The organism is Komagataeibacter xylinus NBRC 15237 (genome assembly GCF_001571345.1).
Lineage (GTDB): Bacteria > Pseudomonadota > Alphaproteobacteria > Acetobacterales > Acetobacteraceae > Komagataeibacter > Komagataeibacter xylinus.
Genome location: NZ_BCTP01000056.1, coordinates 1 through 15855, shown reverse-complemented (window position 1 = coordinate 15855; position 15855 = coordinate 1). Strand labels below are relative to the sequence as shown.

17 protein-coding genes and 1 pseudogene are annotated in these 15855 nt (G+C 67.6%); 10 read left to right on the top strand and 8 right to left on the bottom strand.

Going from position 1 to position 15855, the window contains the following annotated elements; all coding sequences use genetic code 11:
* The 3 genes and pseudogenes from GXY01S_RS18640 to GXY01S_RS14735 form a co-directional block, all read left to right on the top strand.
* A pseudogene (locus GXY01S_RS18640) lies at positions 1-517 on the top strand (hypothetical protein); the annotation flags it as partial.
* Complete coding sequence (locus GXY01S_RS14740; RefSeq protein ID WP_061276310.1) at positions 514-1917, top strand: hypothetical protein; 1404 nt, start codon at positions 514-516, stop codon at positions 1915-1917. The pseudogene GXY01S_RS18640 and the gene GXY01S_RS14740, both read left to right, overlap by 4 nt.
* Positions 1917-2360: an NADH-quinone oxidoreductase subunit B family protein gene (locus tag GXY01S_RS14735; protein WP_061276308.1), complete on the top strand. Its 444-nt coding sequence runs from the start codon at positions 1917-1919 to the stop codon at positions 2358-2360. The genes GXY01S_RS14740 and GXY01S_RS14735 overlap by 1 nt, the downstream gene beginning before the upstream one ends.
* A 77-nt stretch (positions 2361-2437) precedes the next feature.
* On the opposite strand, the gene GXY01S_RS14730 is transcribed toward GXY01S_RS14735, so the two are convergent.
* The 3 genes from GXY01S_RS14730 to GXY01S_RS14720 are packed head-to-tail and all read right to left on the bottom strand — an operon-like array spanning position 2438 to position 4775.
* Positions 2438-3304: a CDP-alcohol phosphatidyltransferase family protein gene (locus GXY01S_RS14730; RefSeq protein ID WP_174520982.1), complete on the bottom strand. Its 867-nt coding sequence runs from the start codon at positions 3302-3304 to the stop codon at positions 2438-2440.
* Positions 3305-3310: 6 nt separating this feature from the next.
* Positions 3311-3988, bottom strand: coding sequence for a phosphatidylserine decarboxylase (locus GXY01S_RS14725; RefSeq protein WP_061276306.1), 678 nt, complete (start codon positions 3986-3988; stop codon positions 3311-3313).
* A 34-nt stretch (positions 3989-4022) separates the two neighbouring features.
* A complete protein-coding gene (locus tag GXY01S_RS14720) occupies positions 4023-4775 on the bottom strand; it encodes a methyltransferase domain-containing protein (RefSeq protein ID WP_061276316.1) in 753 nt (250 codons plus the stop codon).
* A gap of 91 nt (positions 4776-4866) precedes the next feature.
* Here GXY01S_RS14720 and gloB point away from each other — a divergent pair, with 91 nt between their 5' ends.
* Entirely contained in the window at positions 4867-5598 is a 732-nt protein-coding gene (gene gloB / locus GXY01S_RS14715) for a hydroxyacylglutathione hydrolase (protein ID WP_061276304.1), read from the top strand.
* A 230-nt stretch (positions 5599-5828) separates the two neighbouring features.
* On the top strand, positions 5829-6365 hold the full coding sequence (gene phaR / locus GXY01S_RS14710) for a polyhydroxyalkanoate synthesis repressor PhaR (RefSeq protein WP_061276302.1): 537 nt from the start codon (positions 5829-5831) through the stop codon (positions 6363-6365).
* A 349-nt stretch (positions 6366-6714) separates the two neighbouring features.
* Here phaR and GXY01S_RS14705 read toward each other — a convergent pair whose 3' ends face one another.
* The 5 genes from GXY01S_RS14705 to GXY01S_RS14685 form a co-directional block, all read right to left on the bottom strand.
* Positions 6715-7449, bottom strand: coding sequence for a lysophospholipid acyltransferase family protein (locus tag GXY01S_RS14705; protein WP_061276300.1), 735 nt, complete (start codon positions 7447-7449; stop codon positions 6715-6717).
* A gap of 75 nt (positions 7450-7524) precedes the next feature.
* Positions 7525-8157 (bottom strand): YdcF family protein, encoded by a 633-nt coding sequence (locus tag GXY01S_RS14700; RefSeq protein WP_110570320.1) that lies wholly within the window; start codon positions 8155-8157, stop codon positions 7525-7527.
* On the bottom strand, positions 8154-9098 hold the full coding sequence (locus GXY01S_RS14695; RefSeq protein ID WP_061276298.1) for a cell division protein FtsX: 945 nt from the start codon (positions 9096-9098) through the stop codon (positions 8154-8156). Before GXY01S_RS14695 ends, GXY01S_RS14700 begins: the two co-directional genes overlap by 4 nt.
* On the bottom strand, positions 9098-9769 hold the full coding sequence (locus GXY01S_RS14690; protein ID WP_061276296.1) for a cell division ATP-binding protein FtsE: 672 nt from the start codon (positions 9767-9769) through the stop codon (positions 9098-9100). The genes GXY01S_RS14695 and GXY01S_RS14690 overlap by 1 nt, the downstream gene beginning before the upstream one ends.
* Before the next feature lie 20 nt (positions 9770-9789).
* The gene (locus GXY01S_RS14685; RefSeq protein WP_061276294.1) at positions 9790-10197 is read right to left on the bottom strand and encodes a hypothetical protein; all 408 of its coding nucleotides are present in this window, start codon (positions 10195-10197) and stop codon (positions 9790-9792) included.
* 133 nt (positions 10198-10330) lie between these two features.
* Here GXY01S_RS14685 and GXY01S_RS14680 point away from each other — a divergent pair, with 133 nt between their 5' ends.
* From GXY01S_RS14680 to GXY01S_RS14660, 5 genes are all read left to right on the top strand, one after another.
* Positions 10331-10924 carry a chemotaxis protein CheW gene (locus GXY01S_RS14680; protein ID WP_061276292.1) on the top strand — a complete coding sequence of 198 codons (594 nt, stop codon included), beginning with the start codon at positions 10331-10333 and terminating at the stop codon, positions 10922-10924.
* Positions 10921-12303: a CheR family methyltransferase gene (locus GXY01S_RS14675; protein WP_061276290.1), complete on the top strand. Its 1383-nt coding sequence runs from the start codon at positions 10921-10923 to the stop codon at positions 12301-12303. Before GXY01S_RS14680 ends, GXY01S_RS14675 begins: the two co-directional genes overlap by 4 nt.
* Positions 12303-12854, top strand: a complete 552-nt coding sequence (locus GXY01S_RS14670; protein WP_061276288.1) for a chemotaxis protein CheW — start codon at positions 12303-12305, stop codon at positions 12852-12854. Before GXY01S_RS14675 ends, GXY01S_RS14670 begins: the two co-directional genes overlap by 1 nt.
* Positions 12855-12860: 6 nt before the next feature.
* Complete coding sequence (locus tag GXY01S_RS14665) at positions 12861-14543, top strand: methyl-accepting chemotaxis protein (RefSeq protein ID WP_061276286.1); 1683 nt, start codon at positions 12861-12863, stop codon at positions 14541-14543.
* A 10-nt stretch (positions 14544-14553) separates the two neighbouring features.
* Positions 14554-15855, top strand: a 1302-nt coding sequence (locus GXY01S_RS14660) for an ATP-binding protein (protein WP_174520981.1), incomplete at its 3' end; no start/stop codon positions are given.

Below are 15855 nucleotides of genomic sequence, written 5' to 3'. Positions count from 1 at the left end.
GCCGGGTGGGCAGATGGCGCTGCTGGCCACCATGCCGGTGCTGGCGCAGGCGGCGATCGCGTGGCCTGCCCTTCGCGCCGCGCTGACCTTTCTGGGCTGCGTGTGCCTGCTGTGGTCGCTCCTGCCCCGGTCTCGCGCCCGCGCCGATGGCATGGACTGGTCGGGCTGGGTGGTGCTGGCTGCAGGGCTGCCGCCTGCCACGGCATCCGTGCCGCTGGCGGCCTGCCTGCTGGCGCTGGCCTGTGGTGGCGGGGTGTGGCGCATGGCAGGGCCTTTCAGCCTGTTATGGCCGCCTTGTCTGCCGGGGGTGGCGCTGGCGCTGGCGCTGCTGGCCGAGATGGGGGCCATGCCGGGGGTAGCCCTGCTGGCCGGGGCCTGCCTGTGGCCTGTATTCACCACCGCGGCCCACGGCGGGACAGAACCCGTCCGGGTTGCACGGGCGCGGGCCGCACTGGCGCTGGCACTGGGCTGCATGGTGCTGGCGCTGGCCCTGCGTGGCGGGATGGTGCTGGCATGAGCGTGGAGGTCGCAGCCCTCATCCGGCAGGGTGCTGCCCCCACGCCCTGCGCCGGGCGCTTTGTGCTGGAGGCCGAGGCGTGGCAGGCCATGATCGCGGGGTTGCGCGCGACCGACCTGCCCCTGCTGGGGCTATGGTCTGATGGCGTGCAGGTGCATGCCCTGTTCCACCATGACCCGATACCGCTGGTTGCGAGCGTTGCGGTGTCACCCGATGGCTATCCCGCCCTGTCGCCCGTGCGTGTGGGGGCACAGGGGCCAGAGCGCATCATCCATGATCTGTGGGGCATTCCGGCCATTGGTGGCAGGTGCGAGCCATGGCTGGATCAGGGGCGATGGCCGGTGGCAACCCCTCTGGCGGCCCATCGGGCTCCCACGCCCGGCCTGCCGGAGGGGCGGGAGTTCATTGATGATGCAGCGGTGAGGCAGGCAGGCGGCACGGGGCTGGGTTATGGCCCGGCGGAAGGGAATTTCCGTGCCCCGTTCCATCTGCGGCTCGGCCTGCCGGGCGCGCGCATCGAGGCGGTGCAGCCCTGCATGGGCTATGCGCATCGGGGGCTGGCCGCGCGCCTGCGGGGGCTTGCGCCACAGCAGGCGGCACGGCTGGTCGCCCGGATTGATGCCCCTGCAACCGTGGCGCACCAGCTTGCCTTTGCCCGTGCCCTGCACAACGCCACCGGCACCGCCATGCCCGCGCAGGACGTGGCGGCAGGCGTGATGCTGGGGGCTATGGAACGGATTGCCACCCATCTGGATGTGCTGGCGCAGGCCGGCGCGATGCTGGGTGATGGACGCAGCGCCACCCTGGCCGCCAGCATGCTGGAGCAGATGCGGCAGATGTGCCGGAACGTATGCGGACGGCGCCTGCTGTTTGATGTCATCCCACCCGCGGCAACCTTTCCGGTGCGTGTGGATGGTGCGCAACTGGCCACGCTGGCAGCGGAGCATGCGAGCCTGCACCGGCTGTTCTGGCGGCCCCGTGGCCTTGCGGCGCAGGCCCGTGGCAAGGGCGTGCTGTCAGCCACAATGGCTGCCCGCCTGGGCATCATGGGCGGGAATGCGCGGGCAGCGCGAAAAGGGCAGGGCGATGTGACCGACCGGCTTGAGGTCCGCCTGGGTGAGATCGGGGCAAGCCTGGCCCTGCTTGCCGCCCCGCCCGAAAGCACTGTCATGGAGGCTGAAGGCGGAGGGGAAGAAGGTCTGGGCTGGGCTGAAGGCCCGGCAGGCCTGCTCTGGCACTGGCTGCGCCTTGAGGCGGGGCATGTCGCGGCCTGGTGGTGTGGCGACCCGTCACTGGCGCTGGCGCAGGCATTGCCCGCAATCCTGTCGGGCGCGGCTTATGAGGATGTGGACCTGATTGTGGTCTCGCTGGGCATGTCAGCCACCGGGGCGGACCTGTAATGGCGCGGTTGCACCTGTTCTGGCCCGAAGGCACGCCGTTGCCACGGCTTGAGGCGCTGGACATCTTTCATATCGAAAGCGGCGGCTGCACGGGGTGCGCGCTTGAACTGGCCAGCCTGTCACGCGCCCTGCTGGCGGGCAATCACCCCATCCGCTTCGTGTCCACGCCACGGCAGGCGGGCATGCTGCTGCTGACCGGCAGCCTGACGGTGGGCATGGCGCCCGTGGTCGAACTGGCCTGGCAGGCCATGCCCGGCCCGCGCGTGCTGGCCGTGGTGGGAGACTGTGCGGTGGATGGCGGCCTGTTTGGCGGCAATTACGCCGTGCTGGGCGGGGTGGGCGTGCGGGCGCGCAGCAGTGTGTCGCTGCCCGGCTGTCCGCCCGCGCCGGATGAAATCCTGGCCGCCCTGGTGCGCTGGCAGACTACTGAAGGCGAAAGATAAAAGTTTTTGGTGAAGCTTTTTTCAAAAAGCTTCCGGAAGCGCCGCGCTTTGTAGAAAAAGGCGGCACCTTGCCCCCGTCAGTCCGGGCTGTGGGGTGCGGGCTCGTCACTTTCCTGCAAGTCTTCCGCCGCGCGGCGCAGGCGGTGAAAGCTGCGCCGGCTGATGGGCAGGAGCAGCAGGTAGATCACGCCCGCCGCAGCCAGCGCCCCCCACGGCTCGGCAATCATGATGGCGGCATAGGCGCCCGTGCCCAGCATGGTGGGCAGGATGAGCGGCGAAGGCACCTTGAAGTTCTTGAACGACCACACCGGCAGGGTGGAAACCAGCAGGAAGGCCGTGCCGCTGAGCGTCAGCGCAGGCATGAGCGGGTCGCGGGTGAGGTCATACAGCCAGTCAAGGTGCAGGCGCTGTGCCTCCAGCCCTAAAAAGAGCGGAAACAGTGCAAGCCCCGCACCGGCGGGCGCGGGCACGCCGGTAAAGAAACTGGCGGCGTATTTGGGCTGGTTGGCGTCATCATCAAGGCTGGCGTTGAAGCGGGCAAGCCGCAGCGCCATGCACACCGTGAACATGATGCAGGGAATGTAGCCAAACCGCCCCCCTTCATGCAGCGCCCACAGGTAAAGCACGAAGGCGGGCGCCACCCCGAAGCACAGGAAGTCGGACAGGCTGTCGAACTCCGCGCCAAAGCGGCTGGTGCCGCGCAAAAGCCGTGCGATGCGACCATCAAGCCCGTCGATGCACGCGGCAATCAGGAGGGCCGTGGCTGCGCCGCCAAACCGCCCCTCCAGCCCGAATCGCATGCCCGTCAGCCCCGCGCACAGGCCGAGCATGGTCATGAGGTTGGGGATCATCCGGTTGAACGACAGGCCCCGCACGCGGGGGCGCTGGCGTTTTTTCAGCCTGCGGATGCGGCGCGACCGGTCGACGGGGGGAGGAACTGCCATAATCGCTTAAAGCCGCGCCATCACGGTCTCGCCGCCGATCATGGTCTGACCCACCTCGACAAGCGGAGCCACGTCGGCGGGCAGGTACAGGTCGGTGCGCGAGCCAAAGCGGATCAGGCCGAAACGTTCGCCGGTTTCATACTGCATGCCTTCTTCCGCGTCGCACAGGATGCGGCGCGCGATCAGCCCCGCGATCTGCACTACGGCAAGCTGCCGCCCGTCCTTGAGCGTAAGGCGCAGGGCATTACGCTCATTGAGTTCGGATGCCTTGTCGAGGCTGGCATTGAGGAACTGCCCCGCATGATACGACACGCGCGTAACCGTGCCCGCGATGGGCATGCGGTTCACATGCACGTCAAGCACCGACAGGAAGGTGGCGATGCGCCACACCGGGGCATCGCCCATGTCGAGTTCCGGCGGCGGGGCCACTTTCTCGATCGAGACGATGTGGCCATCCGCCGGGGCCACGGCCACGTTGGCTTCGGCCGGGGTGACGCGCTCGGGGTCACGGAAGAAATACAGGCAGAACCCGAAGAACAGGCCACTGGCCGTACCAAGCAGCTTTGTTACCCGCCACGGCAGCAGCCGCCCGATCACGGCGCCCGCGCCGGAGGCAAGCAGGAAGGGGCGCGCGGCCGGGTGCGGCGGGGCAAGAACAAGCTTGAGGGATTGAATTAGCGACATGGGACAATGTTCATGGAGATTCCCGCAAAATTGGTCAAGTATCCTGCGCGTTCCCACCCCGCTGGCGGTGGGTGAGGCTGCGCGAAAACAGCCGCGCGGGCCGCAGTCGCAGTCCTGCTGGCATGATCGTGGCCGGGCGGGTGGGCACGCCCGCATAGATGTCCTTCACCGCCTCGATCATGCACACGCCGCCGAGCCGGGGAAAGAGGGTGCGCCCCGTCCATTCCGCCATGGTGGCGGGGCCGGTGGGGCATGGACCGGCGGGGGGAATGTAGAGGGCATCCTCATGGCGCTCGGCGCGAAAGCAGGCATTGGCCAGCCAGCGATTGATCTGGCGGCGCGAAAAGGGCGTGCCCTGCCCAAAGGGGGAATTGTCCGTATGCGCCCACAGCCCGGCCCGGTTGGGCACGACGAGCAGCAGCACGCCATCATCCTTGAGAATTTTCCAGGCCTGGCGCAGCAGGGTGTTCTTGTCCTCGCTGGTTTCAAGCGCATGGATCATCAGGATACGGTCGAATTTCAGGTCATCAAAGGGCAGGCTGTCGCCCTGTGCCACGCAGTCGCGCCCCTGCCACGGCCCGCCCTCGTGCGTGACAGGCGTGTCGAGCCTGGCTGAAAAGCAGGGCTGTCCGGGTCGGTCCCATAGCGGCAGGAAGGGCAGGGCATAGCCAAGCCCGAGCATGTGGCCACCCGATCCCTCCGGCCAGAATCCGGCCATGCGCTGGCCCAGCAGCCGGGCGGCCATCTGGCCCCGGCGGGAAGCATAAAAGCTTGCGGCGGTGTGCATGTTGGCGCCCATGGGTGTTACACTAACAGGCTGCACGCGGGCATGCCATGCCCATGGCGTGGCAGGGGCCAGGTTACATGAAGGGACAGTCATGACACGGAAACTCTTGATCGAGGCGATTCCCATCCTGTCGGACAATTACGCCTGGTTCGTGCATGATGGCCCCGCAGGCCCCGCCGCCATGATCGACCCCGCCGAGGAGGCGCCGCTTGTTGCCGCCATTGATGAAGCGGGCGGGCGGCTGGACATGATCTTCCTTACCCACCACCATGCCGACCATATTGCCGCGGCCGAGGCCCTGCGCCAGCGTTATGGCGCGCGGGTCGTGGGGGCGGCGGTGGATGCATACCGCCTGCCGCCGCTCGATATTGCGGTGCGCGATGGCGATGTGGTGGCATTTGGCACGCAGCAGGTGCAGGTGATCGCAACGCCTGGCCATACATCGGGCGAGGTGTCGTATTATTTCCCCACGGGGCCTGCGCTGTTCTGTGGCGATACGCTGTTCAGCATGGGCTGCGGGCGTCTGTTCGAGGGCACGCCTGCCGATATGTTTGCCTCGCTGCGCCGCATTGATGCCCTGCCTGGCCAGACGCTGCTGTGCTGCGGGCATGAATATACGCAGTCAAACGCGCGTTTTGCCCTGCATGTCGCGCCAGACAGCCCCGCCGTGCAGGCGCGCGCCGCCGAGGTTGCGCGGCTGCGGGCGCGTGGCCTGCCCACCCTGCCGGTGCGGCTTGATGTGGAGCGGGCGACCAATCCCTTCCTGCGCGCGCCGGATGTGGCGACGCTGGGCCGGTTGCGAAAAGAAAAGGACAGCTTCTGACATAATACGTCATGAACACACCATGCCAGGTGCGAAACGCCAGCGCGTGGCCCTCTGGCGGTGCAGGACAGGCTGTTTTACCAGAGGGAAAAATGAAGGTTTAATGACACGGCTCATGGTCGGGGCGCGGGTTATGCCCTAAAGGGAAGGAGCACGCCTCACGCCAGGGCGTCCGCGCGGGGCGTTGTGGCCCTTTGGCCCGGTTCCCGCGCCATGTGAAAGGAAGGCATGTGTCGGTCTCTTCTGCTCCCGTCGTTATCAAGAAATATGCCAACCGGCGGCTGTACGATACCGAACTGTCGGCATATATCACGCTTGAGAACCTGATGGACATGGTCAAGCTCGACCGTGCCTTCGTCATTCTCGATGCCCGCACCGGCGATGACATTACCCGTGGCGTGCTCGCCCAGGTCATGCTTGAGGAGGAAACGCGCGGCCGCGCCATGCTGCCGGTCGCCTTCCTGCGCCAGCTCATCCGCTGTTATGGCGATAGCAGGCAGGGCGAGGTGTCGGACTACCTCGAGCGCATGATGGGTGAATTCATGGCCCGCCAGGCCCCGGATACAGCGGGTGACGGGCTTGAGGCGCTTGGCCAGGAGCAGGCCGCCGTGGTGCGGCAGGCCATGTCGCTGTTCACCTCGCTTTACGCGGTGGAACGCGCGGGCAACCGCACGGTGGAGAACCTGTTGCAGGAAATAATGGATCTGCGCCAGCAGGTGGAAACGCTGCAGGACCAGCTTGCGGGCAGGTCGCGCGCGGCGGACTGACAGGTAGCGGTTCCTTTCTATTCTGCCCCGATCAGCCCGGTCCGGACCATCTGCCGCCACGCATTCCACCGTGCTGGCGGCGCCGATGAGGGTGGAATCCCACGGGTAGCCTCGGGTCATCCATCTGGCGTGAACCCGACCTTACCATAAGAGACTGTTTGAAAAGTCAGCCCGGAAAACATCCAGAAATCATAAGAACGTTTTTGGTGAAGCTTTTTTTCAGAAAGCTTTGAAGAACGCCGCCTTTTTGAAAAAAGGCTGCACCCAAAAACTTTTATCAATGCGTTGTTTTTAAATCGTGGCTAACCGAACAGGGTGCCGTAGCACGGGCGGGTATGGCGCGGGTTTGTCATGCGCTTGTGGGGGGCGCGCTGGGCACGGGCAGCCCGTTATGCGTGCACAGATCCTGCCACGCGCTGCCAATGGCGGGCAGCAGTTGCGCGCGCTTCAGCCCTGCGGGCAGGGGCTTGCCCACCACGATGTGAATGGTGCCCGGCGTCTTGGCCAGCGCCTTTGGCCCCCAGTGCAGCCCCGCATCGGTCGCGACCGGAATGACCGGCAGGCCGGTATGGGCCGAGAGGGCGGCAATGCCCGGTTGCAGCTTTATCGCAGCGCCGGGCGGCGTGCGCGTGCCTTCGGGGAAAATGATGATCTGCCGCCCTTCCTTCGCCGCGCGGTCGGCATCGGCCAGCAGGGCGCGCAGCGCCCTGGCCCCGCCATCGCGGTCCACGCCGATCATGCCGGTCAGGCGCAGCATGGGGCCAACGAGCGGAATGCGCTCAAGTTCGCGCTTCATGACATAGGTGGGCAGCGGCACGATGTTCATCCACGCGAATGTGTCGAACATGGACTGGTGCTGGCAGGCCAGCAGGCACGGGCCGGGGGGCAGGTGCTCAAGCCCGCTCACCTGTATGTCGATGCGGCAGATGCGCTCCAGCCCGCGCAGGGTCAGCCCGGTCCACAGCTTGGCGTAGGCCAGCGCGTATTTTCTGCCGCACAGCCGGATGGCGAAGGCCGCGATGCCCATCATCAGGGTCAGCACGACAAAATACAGGTTGAACACGAAGGCGCGCAGTACGGTCATGGGGCTAACAGGTCCATCGGGGTGGTTCAGCGCTACCCTAACACCAGAAAACGTGGCCTGCGACAAGCCGCCGGCTTACCCCATGGGGGCTATGGGCCGCGTATCGGCATGGTTGAGCAGGCCGTGCAGCGGGCGGGTCAGGCGGGCCATATCAAGGCAGGCAAGCAGCCATTTGTCATATTCCACCACCATGAGCCGGATCGTGCCGGGATGCAGCGGGTGGCGCAGAGCAGGCGAGCGGATGGGGTAGCCATACAGGCGCACGTCGGGGATGGTGCGGGCGATCTCGAGCATGGCGCGGCGGATATGGTAGCCCGCGGTCACCACGATCACGCTTTTCATGCCGTATTCATGCACCCATGTGGCGGTTTCATCCGCATTGCCCAGCGTGGAGGCCGCCTGGTGGCCCAGCGTGGTGTGGGTCCACAGCGCAAGGGGCACGGGCGGCGGCTGGCGGCGCAGGAAATCGCCCAGCGTTGCATGCCGGTCCACGCCCGAAATCAGCAGCCGGTCGCCATAACCCTGCGCCAGTAACGCCAGCGACTGCTCGATCCGGCCCTGCCCGCCGGTCAGCGCTACAATGCCATCGGCATGCGGGGGTATGGCCGCCGGGCGGCGGGCATCGAGCATGAACCAGCCCAGCCCCGCGCTCCACGCACCAAGGCCCAGCAGGCACAGGCCCACAAGCAGGCGGCGCAGGCGTGTCATGGCAGGCGGCGCAGCCAGGCCCGCACGGTCAGTTGCGTGGTGGCCCAGCCGGTCAGTCCGGCAGCGGGTGGCACGATCACGAGCATCCACAGCAGGGCGGAGGGCAGCAGGGCGCTCCATGCATGCACGTCGCGCCAGTCGGGGGTAGTGGCAGGGGCATCGCCCATGGCGGTAAAGGGAGCGGCAAGGTGCGAGAGTGCGAGCAACATGGGCAGCGCCAGCACGCTGCCCCACACGCCCCCCCACAGCGCCAGCAGCCCCACGCGTGTCGCGAAGCGGGCGGAGATGTAGCTGTCGGTCGCCCCCAGCGCATGGATCAGCCCGATGGCCTGCCGCCGCGTGAGTAGCCCCGCCCGCGTTGCGGCCATGACCACGCACACGGCCACCGTCATCACCACCAGCACCGCCAGCCCCGCGCAGGCCTGCAGGCTGCCCGCAAGGGCTGCCAGCCGGTCGCTCCACACGCTGTCATGCTCCATCAGCACGCCCGGCGCCTGCGCCTGCAGGCGGGGCAGCAGGCTGGCCGCCGCGTCCTGCCCCGGGGCGGTATGCAGTTCGATCACGGCGGGCAGCGGCAGGCTGGGGTCGCCGGTCTGCTCGATCCAGGGCGCGAGCAGCGCGCGCAGTTCGGCATCGCTCAGGCGATGGGTGTCGGTAATGCCGGGGGTGGCGGCGATGGTGGCCAGCACCGCATCAATGCGGGTTGCGGGCATCTGGCCCATCGCGGCCGTGATGGTGGCGGGGTCGGTGGGGCCGGGCACCTGCACGGTGGTCACCGCGCCTGCTCCATGCGTCCAGCGTTGCGAGAGGCTGTGCGCCGCAATGCCACCTGCCAGCGCGAGTGCCGCAAGGAAAGCCATGCTGCCCACGAGGAACGGCAGGAACCGCCCCGGCAGCGCCTGCCGCAGGGCCAGCCCGTCATGATAGCGCTGGCGGGCCATCAGCCGTGATCCCGCACGAGATGACCGTGGAGAAGCTCGATGGTGGGCGCAGGGTATTTTGCCACGATGGCATCATTATGGGTGGCGACCACGATGGTGGTGCCCAGTTCGGCCAGGCGGTGGAACATGCGCATCAGGCGGCCGGCCTGGCGCTCATCAAGGGCATTGGTCGGCTCATCGGCCACCAGCAGGGCCGGGCGGTAGATCACGGCGCGCGCAATGGCCACGCGCTGCTGCTCGCCACCCGAAAGCTGTGGCGGCAGGGCATCGAGCCGGTGTTCCAGCCCCACCCATTTCATGATGGCATGCACTTCATGCGCAATCTCGGCCTCGGCGCGGTGCTGCAGGCGCAGCGGCAGGGCCACGTTGTCGAACACGCTCATGTCGGGCAGCAGGCCGAAATCCTGCTTTACCGCCCCGATGCGCCGCCGCAGCCGCGCAAGCCCCGCCCGCCGCGCCTGCCTGACCGGCACCCCCAGGATCTCGACCATGCCCGAACTGGCCTGCACCTCCAGCGACAGGATGGACAGCAGCGACGACTTGCCAGCCCCCGATGGCCCCAGCAGCCAGCGGAATTCGCCCTGCGCCACGTCAAGGCTGACATGCGACAGCGCGGCAACACCGGTCTGGCTGCCGCCATAGGCGTAGCTGACATCATGCAGGCGGAACATGGGGCGGGTCCGTCCGTTTGTTACATGGTGCGCGCGGCAATGGTGGAGAGTGTTGCGCACAGGGCGGCCAGCGCCATGAGCATCAGCCCGTCAAACACCAGCGAGGACGGCGTGAGGAAATGCGACCCCACCTCAAGATGATCGGGAATGGAGTGAGCCACATGGGCGATCATGTCACGCGCCTGCGGGTCGCTGCCCGCCGCCCCGTTGACGATGCCGATCACATGCGGCAACGCGCTCCAGCCAATGCCGAGCACCAGCACCAGCGGCGCCACCAGCTCGGAAACCTGCTGCACGAGATAGAACGCGAAATAGAACACCGCCCAGACGCCAACCCGCACGATGCGCGACCCGTTCAGCCTGCTGGAGGGGGTGGCATCAGGTGGCAGCGTGCGGTCCTGGGAATGGTTGGAAAAGGAACTGTCCATCAAATCAAGACTCCGGCAAGGGGCGGCTTCCCCGGATTGTAGGAAATGCATTCCTGCCCGAGGTAGCGATGGCTTGTATTAAATGCAAACTTCTGCCTTGTGCATATGGCAAACAGCGAAGGTCGCCGGAGCAATGGATCAGACCAGCCCACAGCAGGCCGCCCTGAGCGGGCAGGCCCGCCCCGAAGCCCCGCCGGTCATGGTCTTTCGGGTGGGGAAGCGACAGTTCGGCCTGCCGGCGGGGCTGGTGGTGCGCGAGTGCATGCCCGTGCCCGCCCTGCGCGCGCCCATGGTCATGGTGCCGCATGTTTCGGGCTGGTTCCGGCTCGGGGGCGCCATGGTGGGGGTGCTTGACCTTGGCGTGCTGCTTGGCGTGCGCGCCCAGGCCGTGCGCGCGCCGCTCGAACTGCTGTACCGCCCGCTGCTTTTGTGCAACCAGCCCGGCGGCGGCCGTGTTGCGCTGCTGGTCGATGCGGCCCTTGATGTCATCCGCCCGCAAAAGGGCGCTGCCGCCATGGTTGACGCAGCCGCCGGGGAAGCCGAGGGTGCGGGGCAGGAACTCGAACTGGGGGATGGCAGCATTGCCTTCATGTTGCGCATGACCGACATCGTGGATGATGATGAACGCATGCGGCTTGACAGCCTGCTCGAGCGCACCCGCGCGCGCGCGGCCCTGTGGGCACGGACGGACCCCGATGCCACCACGGCAGTGGATGGCGCGCCGTGAGCGGGTCGGCCGCCTTTCCGCCAGCGGGGTTTCGCAGGCTGCTCAATGCCGTGACCCGGCGCACCGGCCTGCATTATTATGTCGACAAGACCGACCTGCTTGAAGATGTGGTGGGCACGCGCATGCGCCTGCATGGCTGCCACACCTGCCATGACTACCTGGCCCTGCTGGCCGACGGCGCGCATGGCGATGCGGAATGGCGCGAACTGGAATCGGTCATCACCATCGGCGAGACCTTCTTCTTTCGCTATGCCGAGCAGTTCGCGGCCCTTGAGCGCACCATCCTGCCCCGGCTGATCCGCAAGGCGCAGGCCACCCGCCACCTGCGCATCTGGAGCGTGGGCTGCGCCAACGGGGCCGAGCCCTATTCCATCGCCATCGTGCTGACGCGCCTGATTGAGGCGGCGGGCCAGAAACTGGCGGACTGGCGCATCGACATCCTGGGCACCGACATCAGCACCCGCGCCCTCGATCAGGCGCGCGAGGCCGCGTTCAGCGCATGGAGCCTGCGTGATATCGCACCCACGCAGCGCGCGGAATGGTTCACCCCGGTCAGCGCGCGGCTGTGGCGGCTGCATGAGGGGTACCGGCGCATGGTCACCTTCCGCTACAGCAACATCCTTGACCTGCTGCGCCCCGATGGCGGCCCCACCGGTCCGTTCGACCTCATCCTGTGCCGCAACGTGCTGATCTATTTCGCGCAGGCGCAGGCGGTGGGGCTGGTGCATGCCATGGCGCGGCGCCTCGTGCCCGAGGGCTGGCTGCTGTTGGGGCATTCGGAGCCTGTTTCCGATTTCAGGCCCTTTCTCGAGACCGTGCGCCTGCCCGGCACGCTGGCCTTCCGTGCGCCGCCCGTGGGGGGTGCGCAGGCGGTAATGGCCGCGACACAGCCGTTGCCCGCGCGCCGTGCGCCGCGTGCCGCAGCCCCCGTGTCGTTGTCCGAGAGTACGCCCGTAGCCAGCACGATCCGCCGCATGGCCGATGGCGGGCAGGTGCCGCGCGCCATGCAGATGTGCCGCGACCATCTGGCCCGGCATCCGGTTGACGTGGGCATCCATTTCCTGTTCGCCGTGCTGGCATGGGGGCACGGCAACCTGCTGCAGGCCGAGGAATCGTTCCGCCGGGTCATCTATCTGTGTCGCGACCACGTCATGGCGCGCTGCTACCTTGCCCGCCTGCTCGAAGATGCGGGTGGCCATGTGCAGGCTGCGCGCATCCGCGCGCAGATGACCGAACTCGCCAGCCGCTGCCCGCCCGATGCCCCCCTGCCTGATGGCGATGGCCTGACCGCGGGCGGCCTGCTGCGGCTGGTGCGCCAGCTTGATGAGCCGCCCGGAGCCGCCCCGGCCGTGGCCCGCGCCCAGCAGGTGCCGTCCTGATGGCGCGTTTTTCAGGCTCTGCGCCTGCCGAAGCTCCCCTTGCGGGGCGCGAGGCCTTTGCCCGGCGTGTGCTGGCCGACCGCGCGCGCATCATGGCTGCCCGTGCCGACACCGAAGGCCCATGCGTGCCCGCGCGCCCGCTGGTCCTGCTCGACCTTGCGGGCCAGTGCTGCGGGGTGGACCTGCATGCCGTGCTGCGCGTGACCGACCCGGTATGGAGCGACATGCCGCGCAGGCCCGACTGCCCGCCCGGCGTGCGGGGCGTGCATGGCTATCAGGGTGATCTTTATACCGTGTTCGACCTGTCGGTGCTGCTTGGCGGCACCGCACTGGCGCAGCCCGGCGTCATGCTGCTGCTGCGCTCGGTGTCGAGCATTCCGCTCGGGCGCATCGCCCTGCTTGCCAGCGGGGCGGCCGGCACGGTGGATATTACCGCAACGCCTACGCCGCTTACGCCCTCGGGCTTTCCGCAGGCCAGGCTGGCCGATGGGCGCAGCATGACGGTTATCGACCCTGCGCGCCTGTTTTCTTCCCGTTATGTCGGAGTGTGAAGTCCCGTGACTATCGCCAATCGCCTGCTGTTCGGTTTCATGGTCGGTGTCCTGCTCATGGTTTCGCTGGGCATTTATGCGCTGGGGCAGATCCGCGACGTGCGCGACGAGATGACCATCATCGTCACGCGCGACCTGTCAGTCTATCGCGAACTGACCCATATCCGCGCCAATGAGAACGACCTCGTCGCCCGCAGGCTTGCCATCCTTGCGCATTACTACGCCCATGATTTCGAGACCGCGCCCGCCATGCTCGAAGACGCCATTGCAAGCTGGGATGAAAAGGCCCGCGAGGCCGACAGCCTGCTGGCCGGCGTGCTGTCGCGCGCGGAGGAAGGCGGACGCCTTGCGCGCAGTACCGACCAGCGCGAGATGTTCAATACCGTGGCCAGCCAGTTGCGTGACATTTCCAGCCAGTTCCAGATGGATACACGAGGGGCGGGGCTTCTGTTCCAGGCCATCCGCGCGGGCAACGACCCCAGCGTGCGCGAGCAGGCCTCGCGCATAGACAGCCGCGAGCAGTCGATCGACCTGCTCGTGGGCCGCGCCGCCTCGCTGCTTGATCACGGGGTGCAGGCGGCTGAAACCCAGGGTGCCGCCTCCTATGACTACAGCCGCCGCTCGCTGGCCATTGGCATGGTGCTTGCCGTGGTGGTGGCGCTGATCGTGACCTTCTGGACCCGGCGCTCGATCATGGAGCCGATCTCCTCGATCATGCACGTGATGGAGCGCGTGGGGCAGGGCGATCTTGCCACGCGGGCCAAGGTGGGCGGCATGGGCGAGGAGCGCGATGAAGTGGCCCGCCTTGCCGCGGGGCTCAACCGCATGATCGACGGCCTGCGCGAGATTGCCCGCCAGAGCGGCGAGGTGACGCAGAACCTCGATGCCGCCGTGGCCGAGATCCGTGCCTCCACCCAGCAACAGGCCGCAAGTGTTGAGGAACAGTTTGCCGCAGTCCAGGAAACGGCGGCCACGGTGGACGAGATCACCCATTCCGGTGCCCAGATCAGCAAGCGCGCGCGTGAGGTGATTTCATCAGCGGAGGTGATCGTGCACAGCTCGGCCAGCGGGCTTGAAGCGGTGGAGGAAACCGCGCGCGCCATGGCCCACACCCATGATGGCGCCGAGGCCGTGGCCTCGAACATCGTGGCCCTGTCCGAGCGCACCGAGGCGATCAGCGAGATCATCGCCTCGGTCAATGACCTGTCGGAGCGTTCGCACCTGCTCGCCCTCAATGCCGCCATCGAGGCGGCGGCGGCTGGCGAGCATGGCCGCTCGTTCGCCGTGGTGGCCGCCGAGATGAAGATCCTCGCCGACCAGTCGCGCGACGCCACCCAGAACGTACGCGCCATCCTTGGCGACATCCAGCGCGGCATCAACACCTCGGTCATGCTGACGGAGGAGGCGGTCAAGCGCGTCTCGGCTGGCAAGGAGCGCACCGACATCGCCTACCGCACCATCGAGCGCATGACCGGCGGCATCGAGGAAGGTGTGCATGCCTTCCAGCAGATCGTGGCCTCGACCAACCAGCAGCAGATCGGCATCGAGCAGGTCATGACCGCGTTGCAGAGCATCCGCCAGGCCAGCCAGCAGACATCGGGCGGCACGCGCAACCTCGAGGTCTCGGCCAGCAACCTTGGCAAGCTGTCCAAGCAGCTCCTTACCATTTCCGCGCGTTACCGGACCTGACGGTTGGCCCGTGGATAATCTGAGGGACGAATTGCTGGCGGTGTTCGATGCCGAATACCGCGACCATCTGCGCGCCATTCGCGCCATCGTGGCGGCAGGCTGCCCGGGTGCGCAGGGGCTTGCGGAAATCTTCCGCCGTGTCCATTCGCTTAAGGGTGCCGCGCGCGCGGTGGAACTGCCGGTGGTCGAGGGCGTGGCCCACGCGCTCGAAAACCGCCTCTCATCCCTGCTTTCGGCCCGTGCGCTGCCCGACGCGGCCGATCTTGCCGCCATTACCGATACGCTCGACGAGATCGACCTGCTCATGACCGCAACGCCCCCGGATGCGCCTGCCGCACCCGATGAGGCGGCGACGCAGGTGGAAAACCCGGCCTATGTGCAGGTGCCCGTGGCCCGGCTCGATGCGCTGGCCGCCGCCGTGCATGACCTCATGGCCGTGGCCGACCGCCATGAGCGGCTGTGGGCGCAGGTGATGGACCTGCTGGGCGATGCGCGGGCCGTCATGCACGCGCCCGAGCGCATGCGCGCCGACCCGGTAGCCGAATTTGCGCGCATGACCCGCCGGCTGATGGGGGTGGGGCGCGAGCGCGAGCTCATGGCGGGCCAGATCGACCGCGCCCTGCTGCGCCTGGGCGAGGAAGTGCATGCCGTAACCCTCGTGCCCGCCGAGAGCGTGTTCGGCTCGCTCGCCGCCATGGCCCGGCGCATCGCGCGCGAGCATGGCGGGCCGGAGGCGGGCGTCGAGGTGCACATGACCGGCATGGACGTGCAGACCGAGCGCCGCGTGATGCAGGCATTGCGCGACCCGGTCATTCACCTTGTGCGCAACGCCATCGTGCACGGGCATGAAACCCGCGCCGAGCGGCTGGCGGCGGGCAAGTCCGAAGACCTCAACATCACCATTGCCGTGACCATGACCGGGGTGCGGCTGCAGGTGGCGGTGAGCGATGACGGGCGCGGCCCCGACCTGCGCGCCATCGCCGCCCGCGCGGCGGGGCAGGGGCTGGTCCATGCCGAGGCCCCGCTTGATGCGCGGCAGTTGCTTGCGCGCGTGTTCGAGCCGGGTTTTTCCACCCGGGGCAAGGCCGACAGCCTGGCCGGGCGCGGGGTGGGGCTTTCCGTGGTGGCGGAGGCGGCGCGCGCGCTGCATGGCAGCGTGCGCATGGAGCAGCGCCAGCCCGCGGGCACCACCGTCATCCTGACCGTGCCGGTGTCGCAGCGCCAGCGCACCGTGCTGCTCGTTGAAAACGCGGGCCAGTCCCTCGGCCTGCCCGGCCGGGTGATCCGCCACCTGCTGCGCGTGCGGCGTGAC